The sequence below is a fragment of the Nostoc sp. JL23 genome (assembly GCF_017115065.1).
Taxonomy (GTDB): domain Bacteria; phylum Cyanobacteriota; class Cyanobacteriia; order Cyanobacteriales; family Nostocaceae; genus Nostoc; species Nostoc punctiforme_A.
Map to the genome: position 1 here is coordinate 55496 of NZ_JABXKN010000153.1, position 25887 is coordinate 81382.

20 protein-coding genes are annotated in these 25887 nt (G+C 42.0%); 12 read left to right on the forward strand and 8 right to left on the reverse strand.

Features of this window, described 5'->3' with window-relative positions:
• Positions 1-245: 245 nt before the first annotated feature.
• Both HWQ42_RS33060 and HWQ42_RS33065 read right to left on the reverse strand, forming a co-directional pair.
• A complete protein-coding gene (locus HWQ42_RS33060) occupies positions 246-662 on the reverse strand; it encodes a hypothetical protein (protein ID WP_292819715.1) in 417 nt (138 codons plus the stop codon).
• 431 nt (positions 663-1093) lie between these two features.
• Positions 1094-1453, reverse strand: a complete 360-nt coding sequence (locus tag HWQ42_RS33065) for a hypothetical protein (RefSeq protein ID WP_292819718.1) — start codon at positions 1451-1453, stop codon at positions 1094-1096.
• Positions 1454-1786: 333 nt separating this feature from the next.
• Between HWQ42_RS33065 and HWQ42_RS33070 the strand changes: the two genes are divergently transcribed.
• From HWQ42_RS33070 to HWQ42_RS33100, 7 genes are all read left to right on the forward strand, one after another.
• Positions 1787-2986: a sigma-70 family RNA polymerase sigma factor gene (locus tag HWQ42_RS33070; RefSeq protein WP_292819721.1), complete on the forward strand. Its 1200-nt coding sequence runs from the start codon at positions 1787-1789 to the stop codon at positions 2984-2986.
• 58 nt (positions 2987-3044) lie between these two features.
• Entirely contained in the window at positions 3045-4196 is a 1152-nt protein-coding gene (locus tag HWQ42_RS33075) for a DUF1822 family protein (RefSeq protein ID WP_292819724.1), read from the forward strand.
• A 532-nt stretch (positions 4197-4728) separates the two neighbouring features.
• Positions 4729-7086, forward strand: a complete 2358-nt coding sequence (locus HWQ42_RS33080) for a CHASE2 domain-containing protein (RefSeq protein ID WP_292819727.1) — start codon at positions 4729-4731, stop codon at positions 7084-7086.
• 56 nt (positions 7087-7142) lie between these two features.
• Positions 7143-7958, forward strand: a complete 816-nt coding sequence (locus tag HWQ42_RS33085) for a DUF928 domain-containing protein (protein ID WP_292819730.1) — start codon at positions 7143-7145, stop codon at positions 7956-7958.
• Positions 7959-8614: 656 nt separating this feature from the next.
• Positions 8615-8911, forward strand: a complete 297-nt coding sequence (locus tag HWQ42_RS35675) for a chaplin (protein ID WP_334813382.1) — start codon at positions 8615-8617, stop codon at positions 8909-8911.
• Between the two features lie 122 nt (positions 8912-9033).
• On the forward strand, positions 9034-9429 hold the full coding sequence (locus HWQ42_RS33095; RefSeq protein WP_292819733.1) for a hypothetical protein: 396 nt from the start codon (positions 9034-9036) through the stop codon (positions 9427-9429).
• Between the two features lie 290 nt (positions 9430-9719).
• A complete protein-coding gene (locus HWQ42_RS33100; protein WP_292819736.1) occupies positions 9720-10346 on the forward strand; it encodes a Uma2 family endonuclease in 627 nt (208 codons plus the stop codon).
• An 11-nt stretch (positions 10347-10357) separates the two neighbouring features.
• On the opposite strand, the gene HWQ42_RS33105 is transcribed toward HWQ42_RS33100, so the two are convergent.
• The 4 genes from HWQ42_RS33105 to HWQ42_RS33120 all read right to left on the reverse strand — a co-directional run bounded on the left by HWQ42_RS33105 (position 10358) and on the right by HWQ42_RS33120 (position 13980).
• Complete coding sequence (locus HWQ42_RS33105) at positions 10358-11281, reverse strand: tetratricopeptide repeat protein (RefSeq protein WP_292819739.1); 924 nt, start codon at positions 11279-11281, stop codon at positions 10358-10360.
• Between the two features lie 168 nt (positions 11282-11449).
• Positions 11450-11785 carry a cytochrome c6 PetJ gene (petJ, locus tag HWQ42_RS33110; protein WP_292734530.1) on the reverse strand — a complete coding sequence of 112 codons (336 nt, stop codon included), beginning with the start codon at positions 11783-11785 and terminating at the stop codon, positions 11450-11452.
• A 364-nt stretch (positions 11786-12149) separates the two neighbouring features.
• A complete protein-coding gene (locus HWQ42_RS33115) occupies positions 12150-12644 on the reverse strand; it encodes a GNAT family N-acetyltransferase (RefSeq protein ID WP_292734476.1) in 495 nt (164 codons plus the stop codon).
• Positions 12645-12807: 163 nt separating this feature from the next.
• Positions 12808-13980, reverse strand: a complete 1173-nt coding sequence (locus tag HWQ42_RS33120) for an RpoD/SigA family RNA polymerase sigma factor (protein ID WP_292820272.1) — start codon at positions 13978-13980, stop codon at positions 12808-12810.
• 805 nt (positions 13981-14785) lie between these two features.
• Here HWQ42_RS33120 and priA point away from each other — a divergent pair.
• Both priA and HWQ42_RS33130 read left to right on the forward strand, forming a co-directional pair.
• Entirely contained in the window at positions 14786-17401 is a 2616-nt protein-coding gene (gene priA, locus HWQ42_RS33125) for a primosomal protein N' (protein WP_292819742.1), read from the forward strand.
• A gap of 397 nt (positions 17402-17798) precedes the next feature.
• A complete protein-coding gene (locus tag HWQ42_RS33130; RefSeq protein ID WP_292819745.1) occupies positions 17799-19997 on the forward strand; it encodes an Ig-like domain-containing protein in 2199 nt (732 codons plus the stop codon).
• A gap of 87 nt (positions 19998-20084) precedes the next feature.
• Here the strand turns inward: HWQ42_RS33130 and HWQ42_RS33135 are convergent, their stop codons facing one another.
• Both HWQ42_RS33135 and HWQ42_RS33140 read right to left on the reverse strand, forming a co-directional pair.
• Positions 20085-21599 (reverse strand): ATP-binding protein, encoded by a 1515-nt coding sequence (locus HWQ42_RS33135; RefSeq protein WP_292819748.1) that lies wholly within the window; start codon positions 21597-21599, stop codon positions 20085-20087.
• A complete protein-coding gene (locus tag HWQ42_RS33140; RefSeq protein WP_292819751.1) occupies positions 21596-22279 on the reverse strand; it encodes a response regulator transcription factor in 684 nt (227 codons plus the stop codon). The genes HWQ42_RS33135 and HWQ42_RS33140 overlap by 4 nt, the downstream gene beginning before the upstream one ends.
• Positions 22280-22427: 148 nt before the next feature.
• Between HWQ42_RS33140 and HWQ42_RS33145 the strand changes: the two genes are divergently transcribed.
• The 3 genes from HWQ42_RS33145 (at position 22428) to aspS (ending at position 25864) form a co-directional block, all read left to right on the forward strand.
• Complete coding sequence (locus HWQ42_RS33145; protein ID WP_292819754.1) at positions 22428-22697, forward strand: hypothetical protein; 270 nt, start codon at positions 22428-22430, stop codon at positions 22695-22697.
• A gap of 149 nt (positions 22698-22846) precedes the next feature.
• Positions 22847-23725 (forward strand): hypothetical protein, encoded by an 879-nt coding sequence (locus HWQ42_RS33150; protein ID WP_292819757.1) that lies wholly within the window; start codon positions 22847-22849, stop codon positions 23723-23725.
• A gap of 351 nt (positions 23726-24076) precedes the next feature.
• Positions 24077-25864, forward strand: a complete 1788-nt coding sequence (aspS, locus tag HWQ42_RS33155; RefSeq protein WP_292819760.1) for an aspartate--tRNA ligase — start codon at positions 24077-24079, stop codon at positions 25862-25864.
• Positions 25865-25887: the final 23 nt, after the last annotated feature.

The following is a 25887-nucleotide window of genomic DNA, read 5'->3' on the forward strand; positions in this document are numbered from 1 at the left end:
CTACCAATTTGTAAAATGATTGCAATATATGGATTGCCCAAAAGCTTAGGGACTTCCAAATAAAAAAATATTCAATTATTTATTGTGGGGTGGGAGTCTCGCCCGCCTTTATTTATTGGGCGCTCATGTTGCCCACCCCACAATATTGGATAATTTATTTCTTGGAGTTCCCATTAATCACTAACTTTTTACAATCCAAAATCTAAAATCCCAAATGGTAATACTCAGGTGGGTTTGTAACCTTTTCAACTGACTGAGTAAGATACTCTATACCTAGAACCGCCCCCAGCGATAGTAGTTCTTTGTATACCGTTTGTTGGGCCGGAGACGGAAAAACCGCCTAGAGCGTCGTCAGAGTCTGGCCAATCACTATCGAAAAAGCTGATTTCTGCATTTTCAAAAAAGTTAAATTCCCAACCTAGATTTTTACCATCTCCTGCACTCATACCACCTACATTGAGTCTACTGGTTATCTCGTCAACAGTGACGTTAGCATAAACATCGTCTTGGCTAAAAGTATCTGCACCATCTTTCAGGCAAACTATACTACTTACATAGAGGTTATATCCTCCTTCAATGATAGCCGCTTCTTCTGGCGTTAGGTTAGTGAAAAGTTGTTCTTGAGCAACAACAGCAGCGTTAGTAGAAATGATTTTTGACATGGATTTTATCCTTGATTGTAATTTACTAAGTACACTTGAGAATTGCAGATTAGGCTACTTTGTTAATTAGAGTAGCTTTTAAAAAGTTGCATATTGGTGGGATTAATTTGCGGCTGTAACCATTGAAATTTTGTTCTATATTTGACAAAGTTATCCAATTATTCCGCTAGCCCCCAGAGAAAGTATCTTTCTAAATGAACTTCTCTGCATATCACTCTTTACGACTACTTTGAGTTTTTATGCACTTGGAGCAGAACTATTTTGATAAATCGGGCAAATCCTTATGCATGAAAAAATCGGGGCACTCAGTGCCCCGACATTATATTGTATTTAGTTTTTTAGCCCAGATTTTTGAGTGGTTGCATCTTTAATCTGAACCGAGATAGGACAATCTAACCTCGAAAATTCAAATCAGTAAATCTGCTTCAAATTTACGCAACAGTATAAAGTTGTATATCGTATGGATTGCCAACAGTGCTTGTGTTGTCTTGAAACTCATATACTCCTCCATCGGCCAAATTGTACGTTACGTAATCCTCATAGTCATTTCGACTGTCTTTGTCATATCTAATGATTCCTCCACTAGTGGCAGTCCATACAGCATAACCATCATTAGGATTTGCGGCATACTGTGGTGCTGTTGTACCATCGAGAGTGTAGGAGACATTGTATGGCGTTTTGTTTTTAACCGTAAACACCTCGGTAGCTCCGCCACTAATTGTTTCAGCAGCTTGTTCGTCAAGTTCTTCAATTAAACCAAAAGATTCTAGGCAGCTTTGATTAGTTAACATGGTTTTTCTCTCTTTGTTAATTAGGTGATGCAGAGATAATTAGGTAACTTTTAAGAAGTTGCATATTTGTGGGATAAATTTGCGGCTGTAACTATCGAAATTTTGTTCTGTATTTAACGAACTTATTCAATGATTCCGCTAGTCCCCAAAGAAAGCATCTTTTTAAATGAACTTCTCTGCATATCACTCTCTACGATGACTTTTAGTCTTTATGCACTCAGATCGGAAAATTTTTGAAAAATCTGTAAAATCCTTACGCAGTAAGGAATTAGCTGTTGGCTATATTGTTGTATAATTGAAATCAGCTATGTTTCAAACAGCGGCAAGTATTCCATGCAACCCCGACAGGGCATTGTTGAAATCTTTTCTACCTTTGTGCAATTTGATGTAGACCAATTTAGTGGTTGGGCAACAGATGCCAAACTGCGACGCAGTATGAAAGTTTGCCTGGAGTCGTCAACTGAGAAATCAGATACCTTTTGGGCGCTTTACTGGTATAAAGCTTGGCAAACTCAATCTAGTGCTGTGGCACTTGCACATATTTCTGCTTATCTACAAGAGGTTTGCTATTGGACTGCCAGAAAATTCGCTCTCAACTTTCACACGCAGTCGTCTGTAGCCGATTGTTTTCAGATGGCGATCGCTCATAGTAACAAAATCCTCAAAAATTTCAACCCTCAATACAGTTCGCATTTAAAAGCCTATGCACAATTAACTTTTGAATCGATTATCAAAGATGCACTGCGCTTACACCGGGAAGCAGACATTTGCTCAGACTGGGCATTATTGCATAAACTTAGCCGCAAACGACTAGTGCAGTCATTACAAAATGCCGGATTTAACGCCCAAAGCATCGAGAGTTATGTTTTAGCCTGGGAATGCTTTAAGGAACTCTACACAGGCGATAATACAAAAATTCGTCAGCTTGCCAAGCCAGATGCTCAGACTTGGGAGGCTATTAGTAATCTTTATAATGCAGAACGTTTAAGCCGATTGAGTTCACCCACTGCTGCAGTCAATCAGCAAACTATAGAAACTTGGGTATTATCTGCTGCGAAAGCTGCCCGTAATTTCTTTTATCCTAAGTTTGTTTCCACAGACGCTCCCCTCAAAGAAGATGAGGGTAATTTATTAGATATATTGCCTGTAGATTTGCAAACATCTTTACTAACCGAAATTATTGAGCAGGAAGAAGCGGTGAATATGCGATCGCAGCAAGCTCAGTTAAACCAAGTTTTGTCCCAAGCGATCGCTGCACTCGATGCTGAGTCCCAAAAAGTACTACAAGCTTACTACGTTCAACAACTGACTCAACAAGAAATTGCTGCACAGCTAGAAATTAAGCAATATACTGTTTCTCGTCGCCTGAGCAGCATTAAAAAGTCATTGCTCCTGACTCTTACGCAATGGAGTCAAAACACCTTGCATATTTCCCCGAAATCCGACGTAGTAGATGCCATAAACACAAGTTTAGAGGAATGGCTCAAAGTCCAATATAGCCATGCCCAAATTCAATCAGCAGACAAGAAATAATTTTGTCTCTCCCCTCTCCCCAATATTGGTCTTTATATGGAGCCATTCTAGAATTTTTATGTTGAACCCACCTGCCCCATTCACTATTGACTCACAGCATTTATACTTGGAAATTACCCAATTTCCAGAAGTGCAAGAACAACCATACTCAACAGCTGGTGCTTGTCAACGTGGGTGGATAAATCAAAAATGCTTGCAAGCATTTTTGCCTTGGTTCCAGGAGGAAATTGCTCCCACCGCCAAGGTTTATCCTCACAGTGCGGCATTGCCGAGTTTTTGGGAAGTAGTCAATGGCACAGCTATTACTTTCGATCGCGATCGCCTGGTATTAATTCCCACCCTGGCGATGGATGACGATGAGTTACGCGTACCGCAGGAATGGGTAGATATACCAGAGTGGGTTGCTGACTATTACATAGCAGTACAAGTTAATCCCGATGATAGCTGGATGAAGATTTTTGGCTACACAACCCATCAAATTCTGAAAACAAGAGGGGTTTATGATGCTGGCGATCGCACTTACAGCTTGGAAAGTGAAGATTTAATTCCAGATATTAATGTGCTGTGGGTTACACGCCAACTAAATCGGTCAGAAACCTTACGTGCCGAGATTGCACCTTTAGATTCTATTGGCAAAACCCAGGCAGAAAATCTTTTAGAAAGATTGGGCGATCGCGATGTAAAATTTCCACGTTTAGCAGTTCCATTTTCACTCTGGGGTGCGCTCTTGGCACATAGCGGTTGGCGAAAAAAGTTGTATGAACTGCGTCAGGGTTTACTCATACAGCGGTCAATTCCGCAATGGTTGCAGACAGGAGTAGCCAATTTAGCTCAACAGTGGGGATGGGAAAAAAGAGAATTCGTTGTCGTACCTGCGGGAATGCGGAGTGCAGAAGCAGTTCTCGGCTTGTCTCGGCAAATAATAATTGCAGAGCAAACATACGAGTTACGCATTTTCCCAAAAAGCGCTTCTGAGGATTATGTTTGGCGTTTTGAATTGCGAAGTACAACTCTTGATGGTCAAATTCCAGCTGGGTTTAAGCTTCGACTACTAACAGAAGACTTACAAGCTTTTGAAAATAATCAAGATACAGCAACAACTCCTGTAGATATGTTGTATTTGGAAGTAATTTTGGAACTAGGAGAAGGATTGGTTTGGGAAATAGAACCTACACCTGAAGACTATGACCGAGAGATTTTGCGGTTTTAAATATTACCTTCAGAAATCTTCACGTTTAGCCTTTATTATTTGCTCTTAAACTGAATTTCACAACACACAACAACCTATTTAGTAACCAAGATATATATAGCAGGGTGTAAGGGCACGGCAGTGCCTATTGGTGTCAATTTAACTTGAAACCTTTGTCAGGACATGATATTGAGTTCATTTACTTATGGTTACTCACAGCGTCACCTCACCCCGGTTTTGTCTAAACCCAAAACCGCCTTTCCCTTTACCAAGGCTACGGTGTACATACAAGTTGAATTACCCCCCTCAATCCCCCCTTGTAAAGGGGGGAAGCCGGAAATCCAGTTCCCTCTTAAAGGGGCTGGAGAATTGTCGTCCACTAACTAACCTTGCAAAGAGGAGAAGCCGGAAATCCAGTTCCCTCCCCTTTGCAAGGGGAGGGTTAGGGTGGGGTAAAGCGTATGTGGGACAAGCGTTTGAGGTTAAGTTTAGTGCCCTAACCCGACGGATGTACCTTACATAAATACAACTCAACATCTAGGGAGAACTAGCTGTGGACAAGTTAATCATCTTAAAGTTAGGGGAGGGAAACTTTGAACAAGGGTTTACCGTGACTCTACAGATTGGCGATGAAAATGTCCGCCCGACTGTGGAAATCACAGGTGAGCTTCCCCCCAACCCGGAAATTCTCCGCGATTATCACCGTTGGCAATCTATTTATCGTAATTTAAGGCTGCCATCTCGTCCGATTGGTTTAGCTAAAGAACTTAACCAAGCCCCCAGCCTAGAATACTGCCAGCAGGTGAGTGAGGAATTTAAAGTAAGTTTTAATACTTGGCTTGCTTCCGATTCCTTTCGTTCCATCCGCGAGAAATTGTTAGAAAAACTCGTGCTTGCGGATAATATTCGGATGCTTTTACAAACCAAAGACCTGCGATTACAGAAATTTCCCTGGCATCTTTGGGATTTGATAGAACGCTATCCCCAGGCGGAAATAGCCCTGAGCGCTCCTGCCTACGAACAAGTCAACCCTAACCGCATAGCAACTACATCTGACAAAGTAAAAATCTTAGCGATTTTGGGTAACAGTCAAGGTATTGATACCAAAGCAGACCAAGCGCTGCTTAATTTGTTACCCAATACAGATATCACTTTTTTAGTTGAACCACAATGCCTTGACCTGACTGACCAGCTATGGGAGCAGAATTGGCAGATTCTATTTTTCGCCGGACATAGTTCTACTCAGGAAACGAATCAAACAGGAAAAATCTACATCAATCAAACTGAAAGTCTAACAATTAGCCAGTTAAAGTATGCCTTAAAAAAGGCAGTAGAGCGAGGTCTAAAACTAGCGATTTTCAATTCCTGTGATGGCTTGGGATTGGCATGGGAGTTTGCAGATTTACATATTCCCCAAATTATCGTGATGCGAGAGCCTGTACCCGATCGCGTGGCGCAACAGTTTTTAAAGTATTTTTTAGAAGCCTTTGCGCGGGGAGGCTCATTGTATTTAGCCGTCAGGGAAGCACGAGAAAGGTTACAGGGACTAGAAAACCAATTTCCCTGCGCTACATGGTTGCCTGTGATCTTTCAAAATCCGGCTGAGATGCCGTTGAATTGGGGGGAATTGTTTAGAAATCCACCCAATCTTCCTGCATCTTTGTCTCAAACTACGCCTGTTAGAGGAACCACAAATCGGCTTGGCTTTTCATCGATCTTACTGGCGAGCATGGTAGTAACTGGAATATTAATTGGGGTAAGATATTTGGGCGTGCTGCAAACATTAGAGTTAAGTGCATTTGACCAACTGGTACGCTTGCGCCCTCCTGAAAAACCAGACTCACGCCTACTGGTTGTCACTGTGACTGAAGAAGATGTGCAAGCGCAAAAACCGGAAAAACCTCAAGGTTCGCTGTCAGACAAATCACTTGCCAAACTGTTAGAAAAATTAGAGGCATATCAAGCACAAGTTATTGGTTTGGATATATACCGAGATTATCCAGTGGATAAGGATTATCCAGCATTGGCAGCAAGAATGCGAAAAAGCGATCGCTTTGTGGGTGTGTGTCAACTCAGTGATTCTCAAGCCGGAAAACCAGGTGTAAAACCACCCCCAGAACTTTCTTTACAGAATCTCGGTTTTAGCGATATTGCCATCGATTCAGATAATGTTGTGCGTCGCCATCTGTTAGCGTTAACTCCTTCGCCCTCATCTCCTTGTACTGCGCACTATGCCTTGAATGTTCAACTGGCGCTGCGTTACCTGTACGCAAAGGGAATTCGGTTGCAATTTACTCCTGATGGCGCATGGCAATTAGGGAAGGTGGCATTTAAACCAATAGAAGCTCATACCGGGGGTTATCAAGGCGTTGACGCTTTTGGACACCAAACTTTATTAAATTATCGTTTCTCTGGTGAACCAGAAGCGATCGCACCAAGTATGACCTTGCAACAAGTGCTAACAGGTAAGCTCAATGCCAATGCAGTCAAAGGCAAAATAGTCATTATTGGCACAACAGCAGAAACTTTTGGTGATTACTGGTTAACTCCCTACATCACTCCTCAAGGAAAATTACAGGCAATACCAGGAGTATTTTTACAAGCCCAAATGGTCAGTCAACTGCTCAGGGCTGCTTTGGACGGACAACCTCTATTGTGGACTTGGCCGCTTTGGGGTGAGGTAATTTGGGTTTGGGGTTGGTCTTTTTTAGGCGGTTTATTTACTGCTTATCTGCACCGATTCATTTACTTAAGCTTGGCAGGAGGAATCGCCATTATCAGTTTATACGTTAGCTGTTTTATATTTTTAATTGTATATAGTTGTTGGGTTCCCCTGATTCCTGCTATGTTGGCTTTAGTAGGTAATAGTTTAATAGCTACAACTTACTTAAACATGAAATTTAAAAATTAATAATAACGCCAATTGGAAGCATGAAAATCGCCGTTTAGTAAGAGTTAGAAATTTTTATGAAAAGCTATTGGCAAAAAATACAATTAATCGCGGCATTCGGAATGACTTTATGGGGAATTATCGGCTATTCTCCAATGATTGGGATGACACCAGTTGCGGCCACTCCTAAGAAATTTTCGCCTCCTCCGCCTCCTCCTGATAGAGGGGCAGCAGGCGATCGCGGAGGGGCTGCAAGTCGTGGTTGTGGTGTTGGGAATCAGTCTGTTGTTGCATTTGTACCTATATACAAACAGACATTAAATCAAGGGAAAACAGAAGCTGTTGCTGTTACTAAAGTTTGGGGCTTGACGAATGAGGAATATCCAACTTTTTGGTTTTTTGTCCCCTATCAAAAGTCTCTAATTGATTCCATTGAGTTTGTTGTCAAAGATGAGTCAGGTAAACAAAGTCAAACACTTTACCGAACAGTAGTAACAATACCAGAAGTACCAGGAATTATTAGCATTCGCTTAAACGCAAATACTTCCCCATTGCAAGTAGACAAGATGTATCACTGGTTTTTCAAGATAAAAGTCATTTGCAATCCCCAACAACCTCCAGAACGAGAGTATGTAGAAGGATGGGTGCAACGGGTCAATCCAAATCCTCAATTAGTAGATAGCTTGAAGCAAGCAACTCCTCAGCAACGGGTAAACCTTTATGCCGAGAATGGTATTTGGTACGATGCCTTGACTACTTTGGCTGAATTACGTCTTAGCAAACCTGAAGATCCAACTCTAGGGGTGGAGTGGATGAATTTGCTTCAATCGGTAGATTTAGAGAATTTAGCTAAACAACCTTTGATAAAGTGTTGCCAAGCTGATGCAAAATAGCACAGCAAATTTACAATATGGAATTATTCAACACTTGGGCAACGACATACCCTTAACAAATAGATTATCAAAGTTTTCATCAGCAAGCAGTTTTAACATGCTTCTGAATCTGTAACGATTTCAACTACAACCAGGGCGATTATAGCTCAATACGGTTCAGTTAAGCCTAAAACTCTTTGTAAAAGTCAATTTCATTTTTTTAACGAACCGCCTTCGCGTTAGCGTCTCCCCTTGGGAGAAGGACGCCAAGGACGCAAAGAGAAGAAAGAAATGCTTAACTTAACTGTATTGGATTATAGCTTTTGTCCACAAATCTTCTAAAGCAGTTTGGCTCATTTACAGATCAATTCGAGCTTGTGCCTCTTCTATCACTCTGAGGAAATAAAAATAAGTAGAAGGTTGGGTTTAGGAACAAAACCCAACCTCTATCTTGGGTGAAGTAGGAAAAGTAGGAAAAGTAGGATATTGAGTAAAAACTGTTGACAATGTGTCAAATAACTTGTTAGGTTTCAAGTTACTCTCAAGCACAATAAATTTAAAAATTAACGGCTTATGCCTTATCAAATAAGAATTATCTCTTTTTTGATAATTCATGCAAGAGAGCCATAGCACAATCAATTACACAGTTTGAAAACAACCAAAAAGAGTCAAATAATATGTTAAAAATATTTTCAACAAAGAAACAAGCAACAAAACAAGCACCTACAGTTACTCAAAAAGATAGGGAATTGTTTGAAGAACTAGAATTGTTTGAAGAACTAGATGATGCTGATTTATTGACTGTAATTGGTGGAGATGCTGGTGCTCAAGGTGCTGCTATTGGTTCTCCTGGAGTTCTTTCGGGAAACGTTGTTCAAGTACCCGTTCATATACCGATTAACGTTTGTGGCAATACTGTCAATGTCATTGGTCTACTTAACCCAGCTTTCGGTAATACTTGTGTAAATGCGTAACGATTTGCGCTCTATTGACTATTAGGATTAAATGGCGATCGCAATTTGCGATTTATGCTGAACCGGAATCGGGTTTAATTGAGGCAAACTAGCTCTAGAAGTATCTTAAAAGAGCAAATATTATGTCTCGTCAAAAACGTACATCCCGCGTTTTAGAAAAAGCTGAATTAAGAGCATCTGGGATGAAATCGATTCTTCCAAGCATTAAATTTGAAGAGGATTATACTTTAGAAAAACTGATTGATTCAATCGAACAGTTACGCAACAAAATTGATGTTCATAATAGCGCTCTGGCTATAGTTGACTCTACTTTAACAGAAGTTGAAGAGATGGAAAGAAACTTGAAGCAGCTTTCTGAGAAAATGTTAATGGTGGTTGCTATCAAGTACGGCAAAGACAGCGCTGAATATGAAATGGCGGGTGGTGTTCGTAATAGCGATCGCATCCGTAAAATGAGATCGAGCCGCTTAAAAAATATTGCAGAACAAGCATCAGATAAAAATGGGAAAACTGCATAGAAAATGAGGTACTTTGACTTGTGGTGGAGTTTCTTTTTTCAGTCATTATGATGTACTTCTTCACCACACTATCATTTAGTGGTAGTCTATGTAGGGTAAGAAGGCAAAGCTAATGACCCAAAAAACGAAAACTCAAAAACTGCTGACCTTTGAACACACAAGTCGAATTACCCCCCTTAGTCCCCTCGATGCATTGGTGCTTGTCGAGAACCGCTATATATAGCAATTACGAATTACGTTAGGATTGAGAAAAATGAATACTTTGCAAACACAATAGAAGACAATAATTTATGATTCAAGCCTTACGCAAACTAGTTACGTTCGATGAATTCGTTGCTAAATATCCTGACAACACAGGAAAACGTTATGAATTGCATGATGGAGTAATAGTTGAGATGTCGCAACCCACAGGCGATCATGAAGAGGTAGTTGGATTTTTAGCCTTTGAAGTTACTAGAGAGTGTATTCGTTTAAATCTCCCCTATTTCATACCTAAAACAGCATTAGTCAAACCGCCTGAAAATGAATCTGTTTACTCACCAGATGTGCTGATATTAAATCGCCCTAATTTAGTAAACGAACCTCTGTGGAAAAAAGAATCTACTATAAGCCAAGCGGAATCAATACCTTTAGTAGTTGAGGTAGTGACTAGCAATTGGCGTGATGATTATTTAAAAAAAGCTGCTGACTATGAGGCTATAGGCATACCAGAATACTGGATTGTAGACTATGCGGCTTTAGGCGGTAGGCGATTTATTGGCAACCCTAAACAACCAACTGTCTCTCTCTACACTTTAATTGAGGGAGAATACCAAGTTAGCCAGTTTCGAGGTAGCGATTGCATTATCTCACCTCTTTTCCCCGAATTAAACTTAACCGCCGAACAGATTTTTCAAGCTGGTGGATACCCTGTATAGTTATTACACTGTTAAAAAAGAGCGACTTCCGTTACAGACGAAATTTGTTGTCGCAGATTCTTCAGTAAATCTAGAGTTTTTTCGTAAGCAACTTTTTTTCCTTGCTGTCCATAGTACTCAGATGCTTTTTGTAAATCAGCGATCGCTCCTAAATGATATCCTAAGCGATACTGAGCTACTCCCCGATTAACATAAGCCTGGGCATTACTGGGGTTCAGTCTGATGACTTGAGAAAAATCACGCACTGCACCAAAGTCATTTCCATTTCGTCCGCAAGCACAAGCTCGATTAAAGTAAGCTCTATAATCGTTAGCATTGAGACGAATTGCTAGATTAAAGTCGAGCATCGCAGCTTGGATATCTTGCAAGACAAAATGCGCTAAACCTCGGTCATTATAGATATCTGCAAGCAATAAGCTACTGATTCGAGGAATTTGAGTTAGGGCTAAATTAAAGTCAAGAATTGCCTCCGAGTCTTTCCCATCGCCGGCACGGGCTAGCCCTCGGTTATAGTAAGCTCGAAAATCGGAGGGTTTAAGTGTAACGGCTCGATTATGATCGACAATAGCGGCAGAATAATCTCCTTGTCTGTAGTATGCTACTCCCCGGTTTAGATAAGCCTCAAAGTTATCCGGTGCAAAATTTATCGCTTGAGTACAATCTGCGATCGCTTGATGGTAATCTTGTAATTGGAGATGAGCAAGACAGCGATCGCTATAAGCTATAGCCAAATTTTTCTCAAGTGCAATCGCCTGGTTGAAATTCTCTATTGCTTCCTGATAATCACCTCGCCGCATCTTATCTACACCCAACTCTAAGAAATCACCTGCTGTTATTTGGGTAATTAAAATGGGTGAGGAATGTGCAGGTAAAGTCAAAAAAGTGAGGGATAAAGCAATAATTATACTGAAAAATAATCGCCAGAAATCACTCATAATATCAAATTAGGATAGGTAGTATTGTTTGATATTTTTGGAACAGTCTTTTTGTAAAGACTCTAATCCAAAATTGGTATAAGCATCCTATTTGATAATTTCAGTAGCAACAAAATTAGCGGGACACAAAGCCCCGCGAATTATTAATTTTTGAAGTTAGATTTTAGTCTACTTCCACGCATTATCTGCTTGTGAAAGAACATAAGCAGCTACATTTTCAATTTGGTCAGCTTTTAAACGAGCGCCGAAGGCAGGCATAGCACCTTTACCTTTTGTAACCTGGGCAACAATAGCCTCTGCTGAATACAAACCATACTTTTCTAAAGCTTCCTTCTTCAGGCTTTTTTCAGCTTTAACCAGATTCTTTCCTCCTGCGTGACAAGAGGCACAATTGGCACTAAATACTTTAGCTCCACTAGCAGCATCTGCTGCCAATGCTGGACGACTGAAGGCAAAAGTGAAGATTGCTATGCCTAACAGCATGACTGTAATCATTTTTTTCATTTCGTGTTCTCTCTGCAATAACGGCTATATTCGGTGCAATATCCTCCATAATTGTGAGTTGACCCGTTGCCATAGTCAAATGACAAGCTGTCAAACTTTGCTTTATTAAATAAAGTTTTTGGATTTTGAATCTTGGTGATTTTAGATTTAGGTTTATTAGCACAAAGCAATATGTAACAAGAATATGCTTCTCTTCAAAATACCCTAACTTACTTATTTGCAAAAATGTGCATTTATGCTGATGATTAAAATCCCAATTTATATAATTCTGAATATTTTATAAAAAAAATGATTAAAATTTAAGGATGAAATATTAAAGATGAAAATTTTCTTGATTCATTCTTTATACTTCATCCTGTGTTTTTTATTTTACGGAACCTAATTGAGTAAGCACATCTTCTGTGACGCGACAAATTCGCCAATCATCTAATATAGATGCTCCCATACTACGGTAGAATGCTTGGGCTGACTCATTCCAATCTAAGACGCTCCACTCTAATCGCCCACAATCACGTTCTACAGCTATCTGAGCGACTTTAGTTAAGAGAGCCTTACCAATACCTTGCCTGCGATATTCTGGTAAAACAAATAAATCTTCCAGATAAATTCCTGGCTTAGTCAGAAATGTTGAATAATTATGAAAAAATAGCGCAAAACCGACAGATTCACCCGCAGATTCTGCTAATATTGCCTCTACATACCTCCGCGAACCAAATAAATGCTCCTGAAGTGCTAGAGCATTGCCAGCGATCGCGTGAGATAATTTTTCATATTCTGCAAGTCCCTCAATTAATTTAAACAGAACGCTGCAATCGTCTGCTTGGGCAAAACGCACAATCAAATTGCTACCCGAAGTCATTAGTCTATAGTCCATAGTTTATAGTCCATAGTCTATAGGCAACTGGGCAATTTTTTTTGAGTATCAACGAAACAAGAGCCGAAAAACGCTACAAAACGCCCGATTTTTGCGAATTGCAAAGCTAATTAAGTTCCAGATTGCATCTCTATCTTGAGCAATGTAGTTAAATTAACCAACCTTTTAAGCGTTTGGCTATGTGAGGACGACGCAATTTCCGCATGGCTTTGCTTTGAATTTGACGCACTCGCTCACGAGAAAGATTGAACATATTGCCAACCTCTTCTAAGGTACATGGTTCGCTGCTTGTCAAACCATAACGCAGAGAAATCACATCTTTCTCTCGTGGAGTTAACACATCACCCAAGACTTCCCAAATCTCCTGACGCATCATGTTTTCATTCATTTTTGCTTCTGGAGACAAGTTATCTTCATCTTCTAGCAAATCCATCAATTCCGTGTCTTCTTCTTTACCGACGCGGTGGTTGAGAGAAAGTGCTTGTCGCCGTAGCTGTTGTAGCTGGCGTAGTTGTTGCACACTAATCTCTAAATATTCTGCCATTTCTCCTTCGGTAGGATTACGACAGAGTTTTTGTTTGAGTTCCCGTTGAGCTTTTTTTAGCTTGTTCAGCTTTTCAACAATATGAATCGGTAGCCGAATTGTGCGCGCATCGTTAGCTATCGCTCTAGTAATCGCTTGTCTAATCCACCAATAGGCGTAAGTAGAAAACTTATATCCTTTATCGGGATCAAACTTTTCTGTAGCGCGATTTAAACCCATCGCTCCTTCCTGAATTAAATCCAGAAAAGGCACTCCCCGATTCAAGTATCGTTTAGCAATAGAAACTACCAATCTCAAGTTCGAGCGAATCATTTTGCGTTTCGCTACTCTCCCTTGATACAAGCGACTTTCTAGTTGCTTTTCCGTCATTCCTAACTCGGAAGCCACTTCTAATTTGCTGGCTTCATGTTCCAGTTTTAACCCTAAAGCCGCTTGTATTTCTCTAAATTCCTCTAGAAACCTGACTCGCCGCGCTAACTCTACTTCTTCATCAGCTTTTAAAAGCGGATAACGCGCCATTTCTTTAAAAAATGCGCCGACAGCATCATCATGTTCGGTTTTGTTGTATCCCGAAGGACGAGCCGCCGCCATGTCATCGCCATCGCGTTCGTCTGATTCCAGATTTTCTACTACAATTGGAGATTCTTCTTCTGCCACTGCATTTAAACTATCGAGCGATGGTTCTTCGATATCAGCAGCATTCTCCAGTCTTTCCATTTTTCCCAATTCAACAATATTCATATTTTCCTTTAGGGATTGTTGCTTTGTTTGGTACATCATTTATTTACACCTACTCGTTTGAGGCTTGGTAGTTTTCCCTAATGGACGATGCACCCGTAAAGAATAGCGAAATATAGGCTGATGCAATTTGTCTATAGAAATAAAAATCGGCATCTACCTAGTATCTATAGGTTACAGTTATATACAACCTATAACGAAACTTACCTTAGCACCCAGCAAAACTTTTTTCTTAGATTCCCAACAGATATATTCTTCATTTTTTTCTGAATTATCAAATATGTCAAACCCCCCTCAAACTTTCTCAACCTTAACAAATATAAAAATTCCAGCTAATCATCCAAATTTCTTAAACTTTCATATATTTTTCTAAATACTTATAATGCTTGAGGCGCTGGAGACCAATCTATAAAAGGAAGACCTACTAATGGCTTTACGCATTCCTGATTTGATTTCAAGTTACCTATATGATACAAATTACAAGAGTAGCAGCTTAATTTTGATCCGATCTTACTTTGTATAAAAGCATCTCATATACAGAAAGGGTTGAATATCTACCGATAGGCGGAAAAAGGCTACTCCATATTTAGTAGATAGAGCAACTGTTGCAGCAATAGCCGACATGCTTTTATTTGTATAGTGGGCACCAAATATTTATTGCATATATAGTTGATACGAATTTGTCTAGTAGATTACATAAGAGGAAAATTATCAAGTATTATGAAGAATAACAGTATTGAGAAATACCATTTAAATTTAAGAAAGCGAAAAACTAAAATTTAGCTAGCTAGGTTGATTTTGACCAGCTATGTGAGGAAAATATTTAATTATAAAATCCGCAAGTATGTATATTAATGACATAAATTTATCTCCTTTAGTGGTGAGTGAACCGAGTGAGTCATACCAGTCAAGTGAAACTGTTAATCGGTGGGTTGAAGTATTGGTAGACTGTCCAGGAAGTACAGGACTATTTACTTATCGATTGCCAGCCCAGTTAGAAATAAAACCAGGGGATATTTTAAGCGTGCCATTTGGGGCGCAACAATTAGGAGCGATCGCGATTCGATTACTGGCACAACCAAATATCGATTTACCACCAGAAAAAATTCGGCAAGTAGAAGATATAGTCAGCGTTGGATTTTTCCCAAGTGCTTATTGGGAATTACTCAACCGAGTTGCTGCATATTACTATACGCCGCTGATTCAAGTGATCCGGGTTGCTCTACCGCCAGGGTTACTGGGGAGATCGCAGCGTCGTATCCGCCTGGTTGGAGGCAGGGGGGCAGAGAGGCAGGGGGGCAGAGGGGCAGGGGGAAGTAGTTATTTACTGGGATCTGCCGCTTCTTTGGCTTTTTTGACTCCGACTGCGCGGCAAGTTTGGGAACTTTTGCAAGGGCAGCCGGCGGGGGACTATAGTTTTGTCTACCTTCAACAAAAAGTCAAATCTGCTTATCGGGGAATTCGGGAGTTATTGCGATTTGGTTTAGTAGAAAGTTATTTAGAACCGCCGCGACTAACTCGACCAAAGTTACAAAAAGCAGTTACGCTCACAGGTACAATTGACCAAGAGTTAACTACTCGTCAACGAGAGATTTTAGAAGTGCTGCGGCGACAGGGTGGGGAGTTGTGGCAAAATGAATTACTGCAAATTTGCAATGCTAGTTCTTCTATTCTCAAGACGTTGACACAAAAGGGTTACATCGTTGTTGAAGAACGGGAAGTATTGCGAACGGAACAAGGCCTAACTTTAGTAGGGGATGGTGCTAAATCTTTAACTACAGCTCAAGCTAGCGCCTTAGAAACAATCCAGACATTAGATGGATTTGCTCACGTTTTATTGCATGGGGTGACAGGTTCAGGAAAAACCGAAGTATATTTGCAAGCGATCGCACCTCTCCTCAATCAAGGTAAATCTGCCCTGGTTTTAGTCCCAGAAATTGGACTCACACCGCAGTTAACCGATCGTTTTCGCGCCCGTTTTGGTAATAAAGTCAGCGTTTATCACAGTGCCCTCTCAGATGGTGAACGTTACGACACTTGGCGGCAAATGCTCACGGGAGAACCCCAAGTTGTCATTGGTACTCGCAGCGCCGTTTTCGCCCCTTTACCCAACTTGGGTTTAATTATTTTAGATGAAGAACACGATAGCAGCTTTAAACAAGATTCCCCTATACCCACCTACCACGCCCGCACCGTTGCCCAGTGGCGAGCCGAATTAGAAAATTGCCCCTTGGTATTGGGTTCTGCAACGCCTTCGTTGGAAACTTGGGTAAGTGTCAGGAGGCAGGGGGCAGGGGGAGAATTCATAACTCCTCACTCCTCACTCCTAACTCCTAACTCTTCACGGGCTAAACGCCCCGCTACCGCTAACAGCACTCATTATTTAAGTTTGCCTGAGCGCATCAACTCTCGCCCTTTACCGCCTGTGGAAATTGTCGATATGCGGCAAGAGTTGCAACAGGGAAATCGTTCTATATTTAGTAGATCGCTGCAAGCAGCTTTGCAAGAGTTGCAAGAAAGAAAACAACAGGGAATTTTATTTATCCATCGCCGGGGACACAGTACTTTTGTTTCTTGCCGCAGTTGTGGATATGTGTTGGAATGTCCGCACTGTGATGTGTCATTGGCATATCACCACACTGAAGAAAAAGCGCCGGAATTATTGCGGTGTCATTATTGTAATTATGCGCGATCGCACCCCAAATTCTGCCCTGATTGTAGTTCCCCTTACCTGAAATTTTTCGGTAGCGGTACTCAACGGGTAACGCAGGAACTAGCGCGACAATTCCCAGAGTTGCGCTTGATTCGTTTTGATAGCGATACCACCCGCAATAAAGGCTCCCATCGTACCCTACTCACTCAGTTTGCCAACGGCGAAGCAGATTTATTAGTCGGTACGCAAATGCTCACCAAAGGTTTGGATTTACCACAGGTGACACTTGTGGGCGTTGTCGCCGCCGATGGATTGCTAAATTTATCAGATTATCGTGCCAGCGAACGGGCATTTCAAACCTTGACGCAAGTCGCTGGACGTGCTGGTAGAGGTGAAGATCCCGGTAGAGTAATTGTACAGACTTATACGACAGAGCATCAGGTAATTGCAGCAGTGCGATCGCACGATTATCAGTCTTTTTCTCAAGCTGAATTAGAACAACGCCAAGCACTCAATTATCCTCCTTATGGGCGGTTAATTTTGTTGCGTTTAAGTAGTCTCGACCCGATTCAAGTACAAAATACAGCGCAAGTTATTGCTACAGCTTTGAGTACAGAAGAAGAATTCGAGATATTGGGCCCAGCACCAGCGAGTATTTTACGAGTAGCTAATCGTTATCGTTGGCAGATATTAATTAAATTTGCCCCCGATGCTTTACCGCGATTACCAGATTGGGAAGAAGTGCGATCGCTTTGTCCTTCGTCTGTAAGTTTAACTATTGATGTAGACCCATTAAATATTATGTGATCGTTATGCGATCGGAAATTATAGCTAATTATTAAAACATTATATTAACTGTATATTAACAGCACACTAAAAAATTAACTCTGTCAGTACCAATTAAAGATTGGTTTACGGTAATAATTTTGAAGATTTATTGCTTTTTACGTAATCATACTGTGGCAACTTGAGGAATTAGAAAGTTCCTTTATAATTCTTTTAAAAAGAAGTTCAGTCTTTATGTAATTTCAAGTATTTACTAAATATTTTTTATACAGTCTGGAGAAATGGTTCCCTGAGACTTGCGGTCATTACGTTCGTTTCTTAGCCAGTGAAGGATTGCCAGAAATCATCATTGCAGATACTTGGCCAATGTTAATGGACTACTCACGTATCAACTACGAACACAACGGCAAGGCATACTATGATTTACAAGATCAAACCCCAAATACTGGTATTAGCAATTGTTCAAGGGATTGCTTTTCAACCAAATGACACTCCTGTACCATCTGGGTATATTAAAGATATCGGTCAAGCCTACAATGATACTAGAGGCTTTGGTTGGGTGCGTGAAGATAGCTTAGGCAATAGTACACCCACTCCCCTTGATATCCAACTCAATACACGCGATCGCAACCAAAGTGGCATCGATGGACGACTCAATAGACTGATTCATCTGCAATATCCTCTTAGTAGTTCGGGGACCGCAGTTAAGATACCTGCTGCTTGGGAATATGCCCTATCCAAAGGTTCTTACAATGTGACTGTTAGCGTCGGTGATGCTAGTAATACTGTAAATAGTAAGCACCAGATCAATATAGAAGGGACGGCTGCTATTTCTGGCTTTGTACCAACGGCAACTAGAAAGTTTGCCGCAGTTACCCGAATTGTTAATGTTATCGACGGCAAGCTCACCATTGATGCTAGAGGTGGTAAAAATACCAAACTCAACTATATTGCGATCGCACCAGGTAATCGTCCCTCGATCAGAACGACCAATCCCAATGATGGTCAGACAAATCTCTCGCCAGATATCTCGATTACAGCAGACCTAAATCTTCCCAATAGTGGGATTGCGGTTAATACTATTTCTGCCTCCACTATCAAGCTGATTGATTGCAGTACTAACACGCAAGTCAATGCTACTTACAATACTTCTGGTGGCGGAGATGTGATTGTAGTGTCTCCGATAAATCGTCTCAAGAACAATACCAAATATTTGTTACAAATCACCGACGGGGTTCAAGATAGCAATGGTGCTGCATTCTTACCATATAGCATCAGTTTCACAACAGGTACCTTTGTGAACCCAGTAAGCAATATTACTTTCGAGCAAATCTCACTAGCGAATGTACCAGCCAAATCTTACACCACAGTATTGATTGGGCCTGATAATAAACTCTATGCTGCCACCCTACTAGGTGAGATTTTGCGTTTCCCGATTAATGCTGATGGTACTCTGGGTATACCACAAACGATTTCCTCGTTGCAGACTGCAAATGGTGGTAATCGAACGATCATTGGTATGCACTTTGATCCCTCATCAACCAATGCCAGCAACCTAATTCTCTGGGTAACAAATAACTACTACTGGAATGGAACTATTGATGCACCAGAGTGGAGTGGTAAAATTACTCGTTTAAGCGGCACCAATCTAGAGATAGTAAAAGACTATGTAGTTGATTTACCGCGATCGAGTCGGGATCATCTAACCAATAGCATTGAGTTCAAGGCCAACGAGCCAAACGTGCTGTATGTGTTGCAGGGTAGTAATAATAGTACAGGCGCACCAAACACTGCCTGGAGTAATCGTCTTGAGCAGTTGTTAACTGCTGCTGTATTACGAGTTGACCTGTCCAAAATCATCTCACCTCCTTTAAGCGTTAAGACGGAGGATGGAGGTACTTATAACCCCTTTAATCCGGGAGCGCCTGTAACTATCTTTGCTAGTGGTATACGTAATGGCTACGATCTGGTTTGGCATACCAATGGTCAGTTGTATGTGCCAACGAATGGTTCGGCGGCTGGTGGCAATACGCCAAATACACCTATCCCTCTACCTCTTGCCTGTCAAAATCGGATTGATAAGGCTACTAATGGGGCTTATACTACTCCATCTGTACCTGGACTTAGCAGTCTAGGCACGCAGCGAGACTTTCTGTTTCGCATTGTTAAAAATGGTTATTATGGTCATCCCAATCCGAAGCATTGTGAGTGGGTGTTGGGTGGAGGAAATCCCACAGCTGGTACAGACCCAGTTCAGATAAATGAATATCCCATTGGTACTCTACCTGACCGGAATTGGAAGGGTATTGCCTTCGATTTCGGAGAGCATTTTTCACCTAATGGCATCATTGAATATCGTAGTAATGCTTTAGGTGGTCAGCTGCAAGGCAAACTGCTGGTAACACGCTTCAGTTTAGGGAAAGACATCATTGTGCTAACACCAGGTGGCGCAAACTTGGATATTGTAAATTCCCAAACGGCTATTAGTGGCTTCACTGGTTTTAATCCAAGTCCATTGGATTTGGTTGAGAATCCCATGAATGGAAATCTCTACGTGGCGCAACTCAGCCAAGAGACGGGCATGGGCAAAATTACACTTCTGCGTCCACTTAATTAATATCAGTACCGAGCGATCGCTCAATCTAATACCAATTCAAAAAATGTTTACGATATCTATGTGTTGCATTCTTTTTTTTAATTGGTATTACTTCATCGGTAAGGTAAGGGTGAATGCTGTTTGACCAGAAGATGTTAAGTCAAGAGTAAGGTTGCCACGATGTGCCCTGGCAATTTCTCGGGCTAGGCTCAGTCCTAGTCCGATTCCTTCTACATTGCGGTTACGTGAGGGATCGCCGCGATAAAATCGGTCAAAAATGCGATCGCGATCGCTTAGTGGAATATCTTTTGATGCATTGACAATGGTAATGTGAAGAGTTGTTGGAGTTTGATGAGTGCGAATTTGTATCCAGCCGTTGGCGAGATTGTATTTAATCGCATTGCTAAATAGGTTTTGCAAAACTTGAATTAAAAGATCGCGATCGCCTTTCACTCGCAACCCATCAATAAAGTCAGTTTCCACAGTCAACTGGGGAGCTAGCATTTCTATATCTTCTAGCATCTCCATCAGCAACTCAGACATATCCACTTCAACCAGATACAAGCTCATTTTTCCGGCATCTGCCAGAGATAGCAACAAGAGTTTTCGCATAATTCCACTCAGGCGGCGCACCTCATCTAACAGGTTGCTTAAGCGCTGTTGTACTTCACTACCGGGATCGACCTGTTGGAGTGTTCGTTCTAGTTCGCCTTGCAAAATAGTTAGTGGGGTTTTCAGTTCATGAGCCGCGTCACCACTAAAGCGGGAAGCTTGGGTAAAACTACGTTCCAAGCGTGACAACATCAGGTTAAACACCTGAATCAGTTCGACAAATTCGACATCAGTTGTCCCAATGGGAATCCGCTGATCTAGCCCTTTGACAGTTACCTGTTGAATTACACCTGTTAATTGACGAATGGGACGCAAAGCACCACCAGAAACTAACCATGCTCCCACCGCAACCAGCAGCAGCGCTCCCGGAATTGAAACCAGGAAGATATTGCGAATGGTAGCCATTTCTTGATCTACGGCTTGCAAGCTAACAGCAATGGCAACCTGAGCATTGGGTAATTTAGTTGCGCCAATCCGCCAGGCTGTTATTGCCGTCTTCTCTGTGACAAATTGAGGTGGGCGTGGCCGAATCAGTGGTGGCCGCTCGAAAGATGGATTTGTATTGGAGGGTAAAGGTGGTGGTTCTCTCTTCGGGGGCGGTGGTAGAGGTGTTAATTGTAGACGCTTAAGCAACAGACGATTCACCTCAAGGTCAGCAGGTAGGGAGTTTGATTGATAAAGTATGTTGTTATTTGCGTCCAGCACCACCAGGGCGACGGGGGTTTTTGTATTGGTTCCAAAAGTATATGATAATGAATCTTCATAAAACTGCCATCGCGATCGCTCGCGTGAGTTTTCTCTTCTGGGAGACGCTGCACCAACGGGAGGTTCATCTCGTGGAGGGAAGTTCGGAGTTGCCCGCATCAAGTGATTTAATAGTTCTGCATCCAGGCGGCTAATCTTAGCATTGTAAATCTGAAACCAGGAAACCGCGCCAAATCCGACTAATGTGCTTCCAGCTAGAGCCGTAGACAACAGAGCAATGCGGAGTCGAAACGAAGGAAGTTTCATGATGAAGAATCTGGTTTGCGAAATCGATATCCAACCCCTCGAATGCTTTCAATCCAGACTGCTTCATCAAGGGGGTCAATTTTTTTACGAATTCGCTGGATACAAACATCCACAACGTTGGTGTTGGGGTTAAAATCGTAGCCCCAAACGTGTTCTAAGATTTGGGTACGAGTGAAAACCCGTCCGGGAGAACGCATGAGATATTCTAGAAGATTAAACTCGCGGCTGGTAAGTTCTATCGCCTGCTGATTGCAAGTTACTTCCCTAGTGATGCGATCGAGTTTGATCGGCCCAACGCAAAGTAGATTTTGGCGCTCGCTCACACTCCGGCGCACAACCGCATGAATTCTAGCCGCTAACTCTTCCACAAAAAACGGTTTAGCGATATAGTCATCCGCTCCCAAATTTAGCCCTTGCAAGCGATCGTCTAGTTCATTCCGAGCCGTCAACAAAATCACCGGAGCGTTCCGACCTTGCCGCCGTAATAGTTTTAGAATCGATAGTCCATCTTTTCCCGGCATCATAATGTCGAGTATAATCGCATCATATTCGTTGTCTAATGCCCGCAGATATCCGTCATCACCGTTATCGCAGTAGTCTACAACAAATCCCTGCTCCTTTAATCCAGCCCGGACAAAGTTAGCAATTTTCGCTTCATCTTCAACAAACAGAATGTTCACAGCATTTATTAATTCATATATTCTTCTATTCTAAATTCATTATTTTTTATTCAAATTACAAAACTGTAATTTAGAAAATAGGAAAGCTGTAATTTTGAGGTGGCTCAATTAGAAATATGAACACCGTAGCTTTTGAAGGTTGATTTTTATGAATATTCGTCGAGTCTTAGCCGTAGCAGCGATTCCTTTTTTGATTGGTACATTCGGTTTTGTTGCACCCAATCAGGCAAATGCCGCTAATCCACCTCATCGGAACGCCGAGATTTCACAACAGCCCAACAAACGGCAAATATCTGAGAAAAAACCACAAATCAGACATTCTAAACCCCGTCCACATCAGAAAAAGCGTACTCCCCAACGTCCCCAAGCTCATAATCAAGAAGCAGGTCAAAACCGGGTAGAACGCAATAACCGTTAATCGATGCACCCTTGCATTTCACCTCCCCCTCAGCGGCGATATCGTCAGAGTATTGTTGTTTCTAAATTACAAAACTGTAATTTAGAAACAGGGCAGACTGTTATTTTGAGAAGACTTAATTAGAAATATAAACCTTTGGAGATTTAATCATGAATATTCGTAGAGTACTAGTAGTAGCAGCGATTCCTGTTCTGGTTGGCACATTTGGTTTGATTTCACTCAATCAAGCAAATGCCACTAATCAATTCGATCAAATTGCACAGGCGCAACAACCGCCCAACCAACCATCAAACGAACAGCTGCGTCCACCCAGACCTGATTTTGCCGCTGCGGCAACAAAGTTAGGAGTTACAGAAGCCCAGTTAAAAGCAGCATTAGGAGTTCCTGCCAATCCGCCAAATCCAGGCGATCGCAGTCAACGCCCACACAGACCTGATTTGAAAGCTGCGGCAACAAAGTTAGGAGTTACAGAAGCCCAGTTAAAAACAGCGTTAGGAGTTCCTGCCAATCCGCCAAATCCAGGCGATCGCAGTCAGCACCCACACAGACCTGATTTGAAAGCCGCAGCAACAAAGTTAGGAGTTACAGAAGCCCAGTTAAAAACAGCATTAGGAGTTCCTGCCAATCCGCCAAATCCAGGCGATCGCAGTCAACGCCCACACAGACCTGATTTGAAAGCTGCGGCAACAAAGTTAGGAGTTACAGAAGCCCAGTTAAAAACAGCGTTAGGAGTTCCTGCCAATCCGCCAAATCCAGGCGATCGCAGTCAGCACCCACACAGACCTGATTTGAAAGCCGCAGCAACAAAGTTAGGAGTTACAGAAGCCCAGTTAAAAACAGCATTAGGAGTTCCTGCCAATCCGCCAAATCCAGGCGATCGCAGTCAACGCCCACACAGACCTGATTTGAAAGCCGCAGCCGCAAAGCTGGGTGTCACCGAACAACAGTTGATCGACGCGCTAGGTGTTCCACCTCATCCTCCTGGCGATGGTGGAGCCTTTCCCCAAATCAACCAAAATAGTAAATAGACCACGTGCTAGGGGCGCAAGAACTTGCGCCCCTACGACAGGTGTGGTTCAAATAGATGAAAACTGCTGTAAACCCTGTGATCGCTAGTAAAAGAGACATCACCAACAACATCACTGTCCCCTGAAACAAAGCTAGATATCTGCGCCACAGTACATCCAAGTCAGATGTAAAGAATTTCTGCCCCCTACCTCCTGCCTCCTGCCTCCAAAAGAAAACTGCTGTATATATATAGTGTGAGATTATTTGATTTTTTCTTTCACCAGAACTACTACAATTACTATTGATGCTAGATAATGGGAAGGCTTTGACATTTTCTTGCCAATCTAGCCCGGAAACAATAACTAAGACTTATGCGAACTCACTATTGCGGCGAACTCCGAAAAGAACATATTGGAGAAACTGTTACCTTTTACGGATGGGTAGACCGTCGCCGCGATCATGGTGGTGTGATATTTTTAGATTTACGCGATCGCTCTGGAATTGTCCAAATCGTCAGCGATCCGCAACGCACCCCAGATTCTTACGAACAGGCGAACGCCCTGCGAAATGAATATGTTGTCAAAATCACTGGTAGGGTAACACAACGTCCCGAAGAATCGTTGAATACCCGCATCCCCACAGGCGAGGTGGAAATTTACGCCGATAAAATTGAACTACTCAATGCTGTCCGTAAACAGTTACCTTTCCAAGTTTCTGTAGCTGACACCGAGACAGTGCGGGAAGACTTACGGCTGAAATATCGTTATTTGGATTTGCGACGCGAACGGATGGCGCAAAATTTGCAACTGCGTCATCAAATTGTCAAAGCCATGCGTCGTTATTTAGAAGATTTGGAAGGTTTTATCGAAGTCGAAACCCCAATTCTTACCCGTTCTACTCCAGAAGGGGCGCGGGATTACGTTCTACCCAGTCGCGTCAATCCTGGTGAGTGGTACGCTTTGCCCCAATCACCCCAGCTATTTAAACAATTGCTGATGGTATCCGGCTTAGATAGATATTATCAGATTGCCCGTTGTTTTCGTGACGAAGACTTACGCGCCGATAGACAACCAGAATTCACCCAGTTGGACATGGAAATGAGCTTCATGTCCCAAGAAGAAATTATCGAACTGAATGAAAACTTAGTTTGCCATATCTTCAAAACAGTTAAAGGCATTGAGTTACAGCGTCCTTTCCCCCGTCTTACTTATGCTGAAGGGATGGAACGCTACGGTAGTGATAAACCAGATACACGCTATGGTTTGGAATTAGTTGATGTCTCAGATATCGTGAAAGACTCTGGTTTCAAAGTCTTTCGGGACACTGTTACCAATGGTGGTATCGTCAAAATCCTCCCCATTCCCAACGGTAACGATGTAATTTCTAATGTCCGCATTAAACCAGGTGGCGATTTATTTAAAGAAGCCAGCGAAGCCGGCGCTAAAGGTTTAGCTTTTATCCGCGTTAGAGATGATGGCGAAATTGACACCATTGGCGCGATTAAAGACAACTTAAGCGAAGAACAAAAACAAGAAATTTTACGCCGCACAGGTGCTAAAGCTGGACATTTGCTGTTGTTTGGGGCTGGTGATGCTGCTACAGTTAATAAAACTTTAGATAGATTAAGACAAGCGATCGCTAGAGAATTTAACTTAATTGCTCCAGACAAAATCAACTTGTTGTGGATTACAGACTTCCCGATGTTCGAGTGGAACGCTGACGAAAAACGTCTAGAAGCACTACACCACCCATTTACAGCACCACATCCTGATGATTTGAGCGATTTAAAGACTGCACGCGCCCAAGCTTACGACTTGGTACTCAACGGCGTAGAAGTTGGCGGCGGAAGTCTGCGGATTTATCAGCGAGAAATTCAACAGCAAGTATTTGAAGCGATCGGTTTATCTCCTGAAGAAGCACAAAATAAATTTGGCTTTCTCTTAGAAGCATTTGAATATGGTACACCGCCGCATGGTGGCATTGCTTACGGTTTAGATCGTTTGGTAATGTTGTTAGCTGGAGAAGAATCGATTCGGGATGTCATTGCTTTTCCCAAGACACAACAAGCACGTTGTTTGTTAACAGATGCGCCTTCGAGTGTAGATGCTAAACAGTTGAAAGAATTACACGTTGCTTCGACTTATAAACCAAAGTCTTAACTCGACTTTATCCAATTAGGCGG

Bases quoted from the DNA above. Each gene is read 5' to 3' on its own strand.
- HWQ42_RS33065 (WP_292819718.1), bottom strand. From the start codon at position 1,453: ATGTTAACTAATCAAAGCTGCCTAGAATCTTTTGGTTTAATTGAAGAA.
- HWQ42_RS33115 (WP_292734476.1), bottom strand. From the start codon at position 12,644: ATGACTTCGGGTAGCAATTTGATTGTGCGTTTTGCCCAAGCAGACGAT.
- HWQ42_RS33130 (WP_292819745.1), top strand. From the start codon at position 17,799: ATGATTTACAAGATCAAACCCCAAATACTGGTATTAGCAATTGTTCAA.
- HWQ42_RS33070 (WP_292819721.1), top strand. From the start codon at position 1,787: ATGCAACCCCGACAGGGCATTGTTGAAATCTTTTCTACCTTTGTGCAA.
- HWQ42_RS33095 (WP_292819733.1), top strand. From the start codon at position 9,034: ATGTCTCGTCAAAAACGTACATCCCGCGTTTTAGAAAAAGCTGAATTA.
- HWQ42_RS33060 (WP_292819715.1), bottom strand. From the start codon at position 662: ATGTCAAAAATCATTTCTACTAACGCTGCTGTTGTTGCTCAAGAACAA.
- aspS (WP_292819760.1), top strand. From the start codon at position 24,077: ATGCGAACTCACTATTGCGGCGAACTCCGAAAAGAACATATTGGAGAA.
- HWQ42_RS33075 (WP_292819724.1), top strand. From the start codon at position 3,045: ATGTTGAACCCACCTGCCCCATTCACTATTGACTCACAGCATTTATAC.
- priA (WP_292819742.1), top strand. From the start codon at position 14,786: ATGTATATTAATGACATAAATTTATCTCCTTTAGTGGTGAGTGAACCG.
- HWQ42_RS33135 (WP_292819748.1), bottom strand. From the start codon at position 21,599: ATGAAACTTCCTTCGTTTCGACTCCGCATTGCTCTGTTGTCTACGGCT.
- HWQ42_RS33150 (WP_292819757.1), top strand. From the start codon at position 22,847: ATGAATATTCGTAGAGTACTAGTAGTAGCAGCGATTCCTGTTCTGGTT.
- HWQ42_RS33120 (WP_292820272.1), bottom strand. From the start codon at position 13,980: ATGTACCAAACAAAGCAACAATCCCTAAAGGAAAATATGAATATTGTT.
- petJ (WP_292734530.1), bottom strand. From the start codon at position 11,785: ATGAAAAAAATGATTACAGTCATGCTGTTAGGCATAGCAATCTTCACT.
- HWQ42_RS33105 (WP_292819739.1), bottom strand. From the start codon at position 11,281: ATGAGTGATTTCTGGCGATTATTTTTCAGTATAATTATTGCTTTATCC.
- HWQ42_RS33085 (WP_292819730.1), top strand. From the start codon at position 7,143: ATGAAAAGCTATTGGCAAAAAATACAATTAATCGCGGCATTCGGAATG.
- HWQ42_RS33100 (WP_292819736.1), top strand. From the start codon at position 9,720: ATGATTCAAGCCTTACGCAAACTAGTTACGTTCGATGAATTCGTTGCT.
- HWQ42_RS35675 (WP_334813382.1), top strand. From the start codon at position 8,615: ATGTTAAAAATATTTTCAACAAAGAAACAAGCAACAAAACAAGCACCT.
- HWQ42_RS33145 (WP_292819754.1), top strand. From the start codon at position 22,428: ATGAATATTCGTCGAGTCTTAGCCGTAGCAGCGATTCCTTTTTTGATT.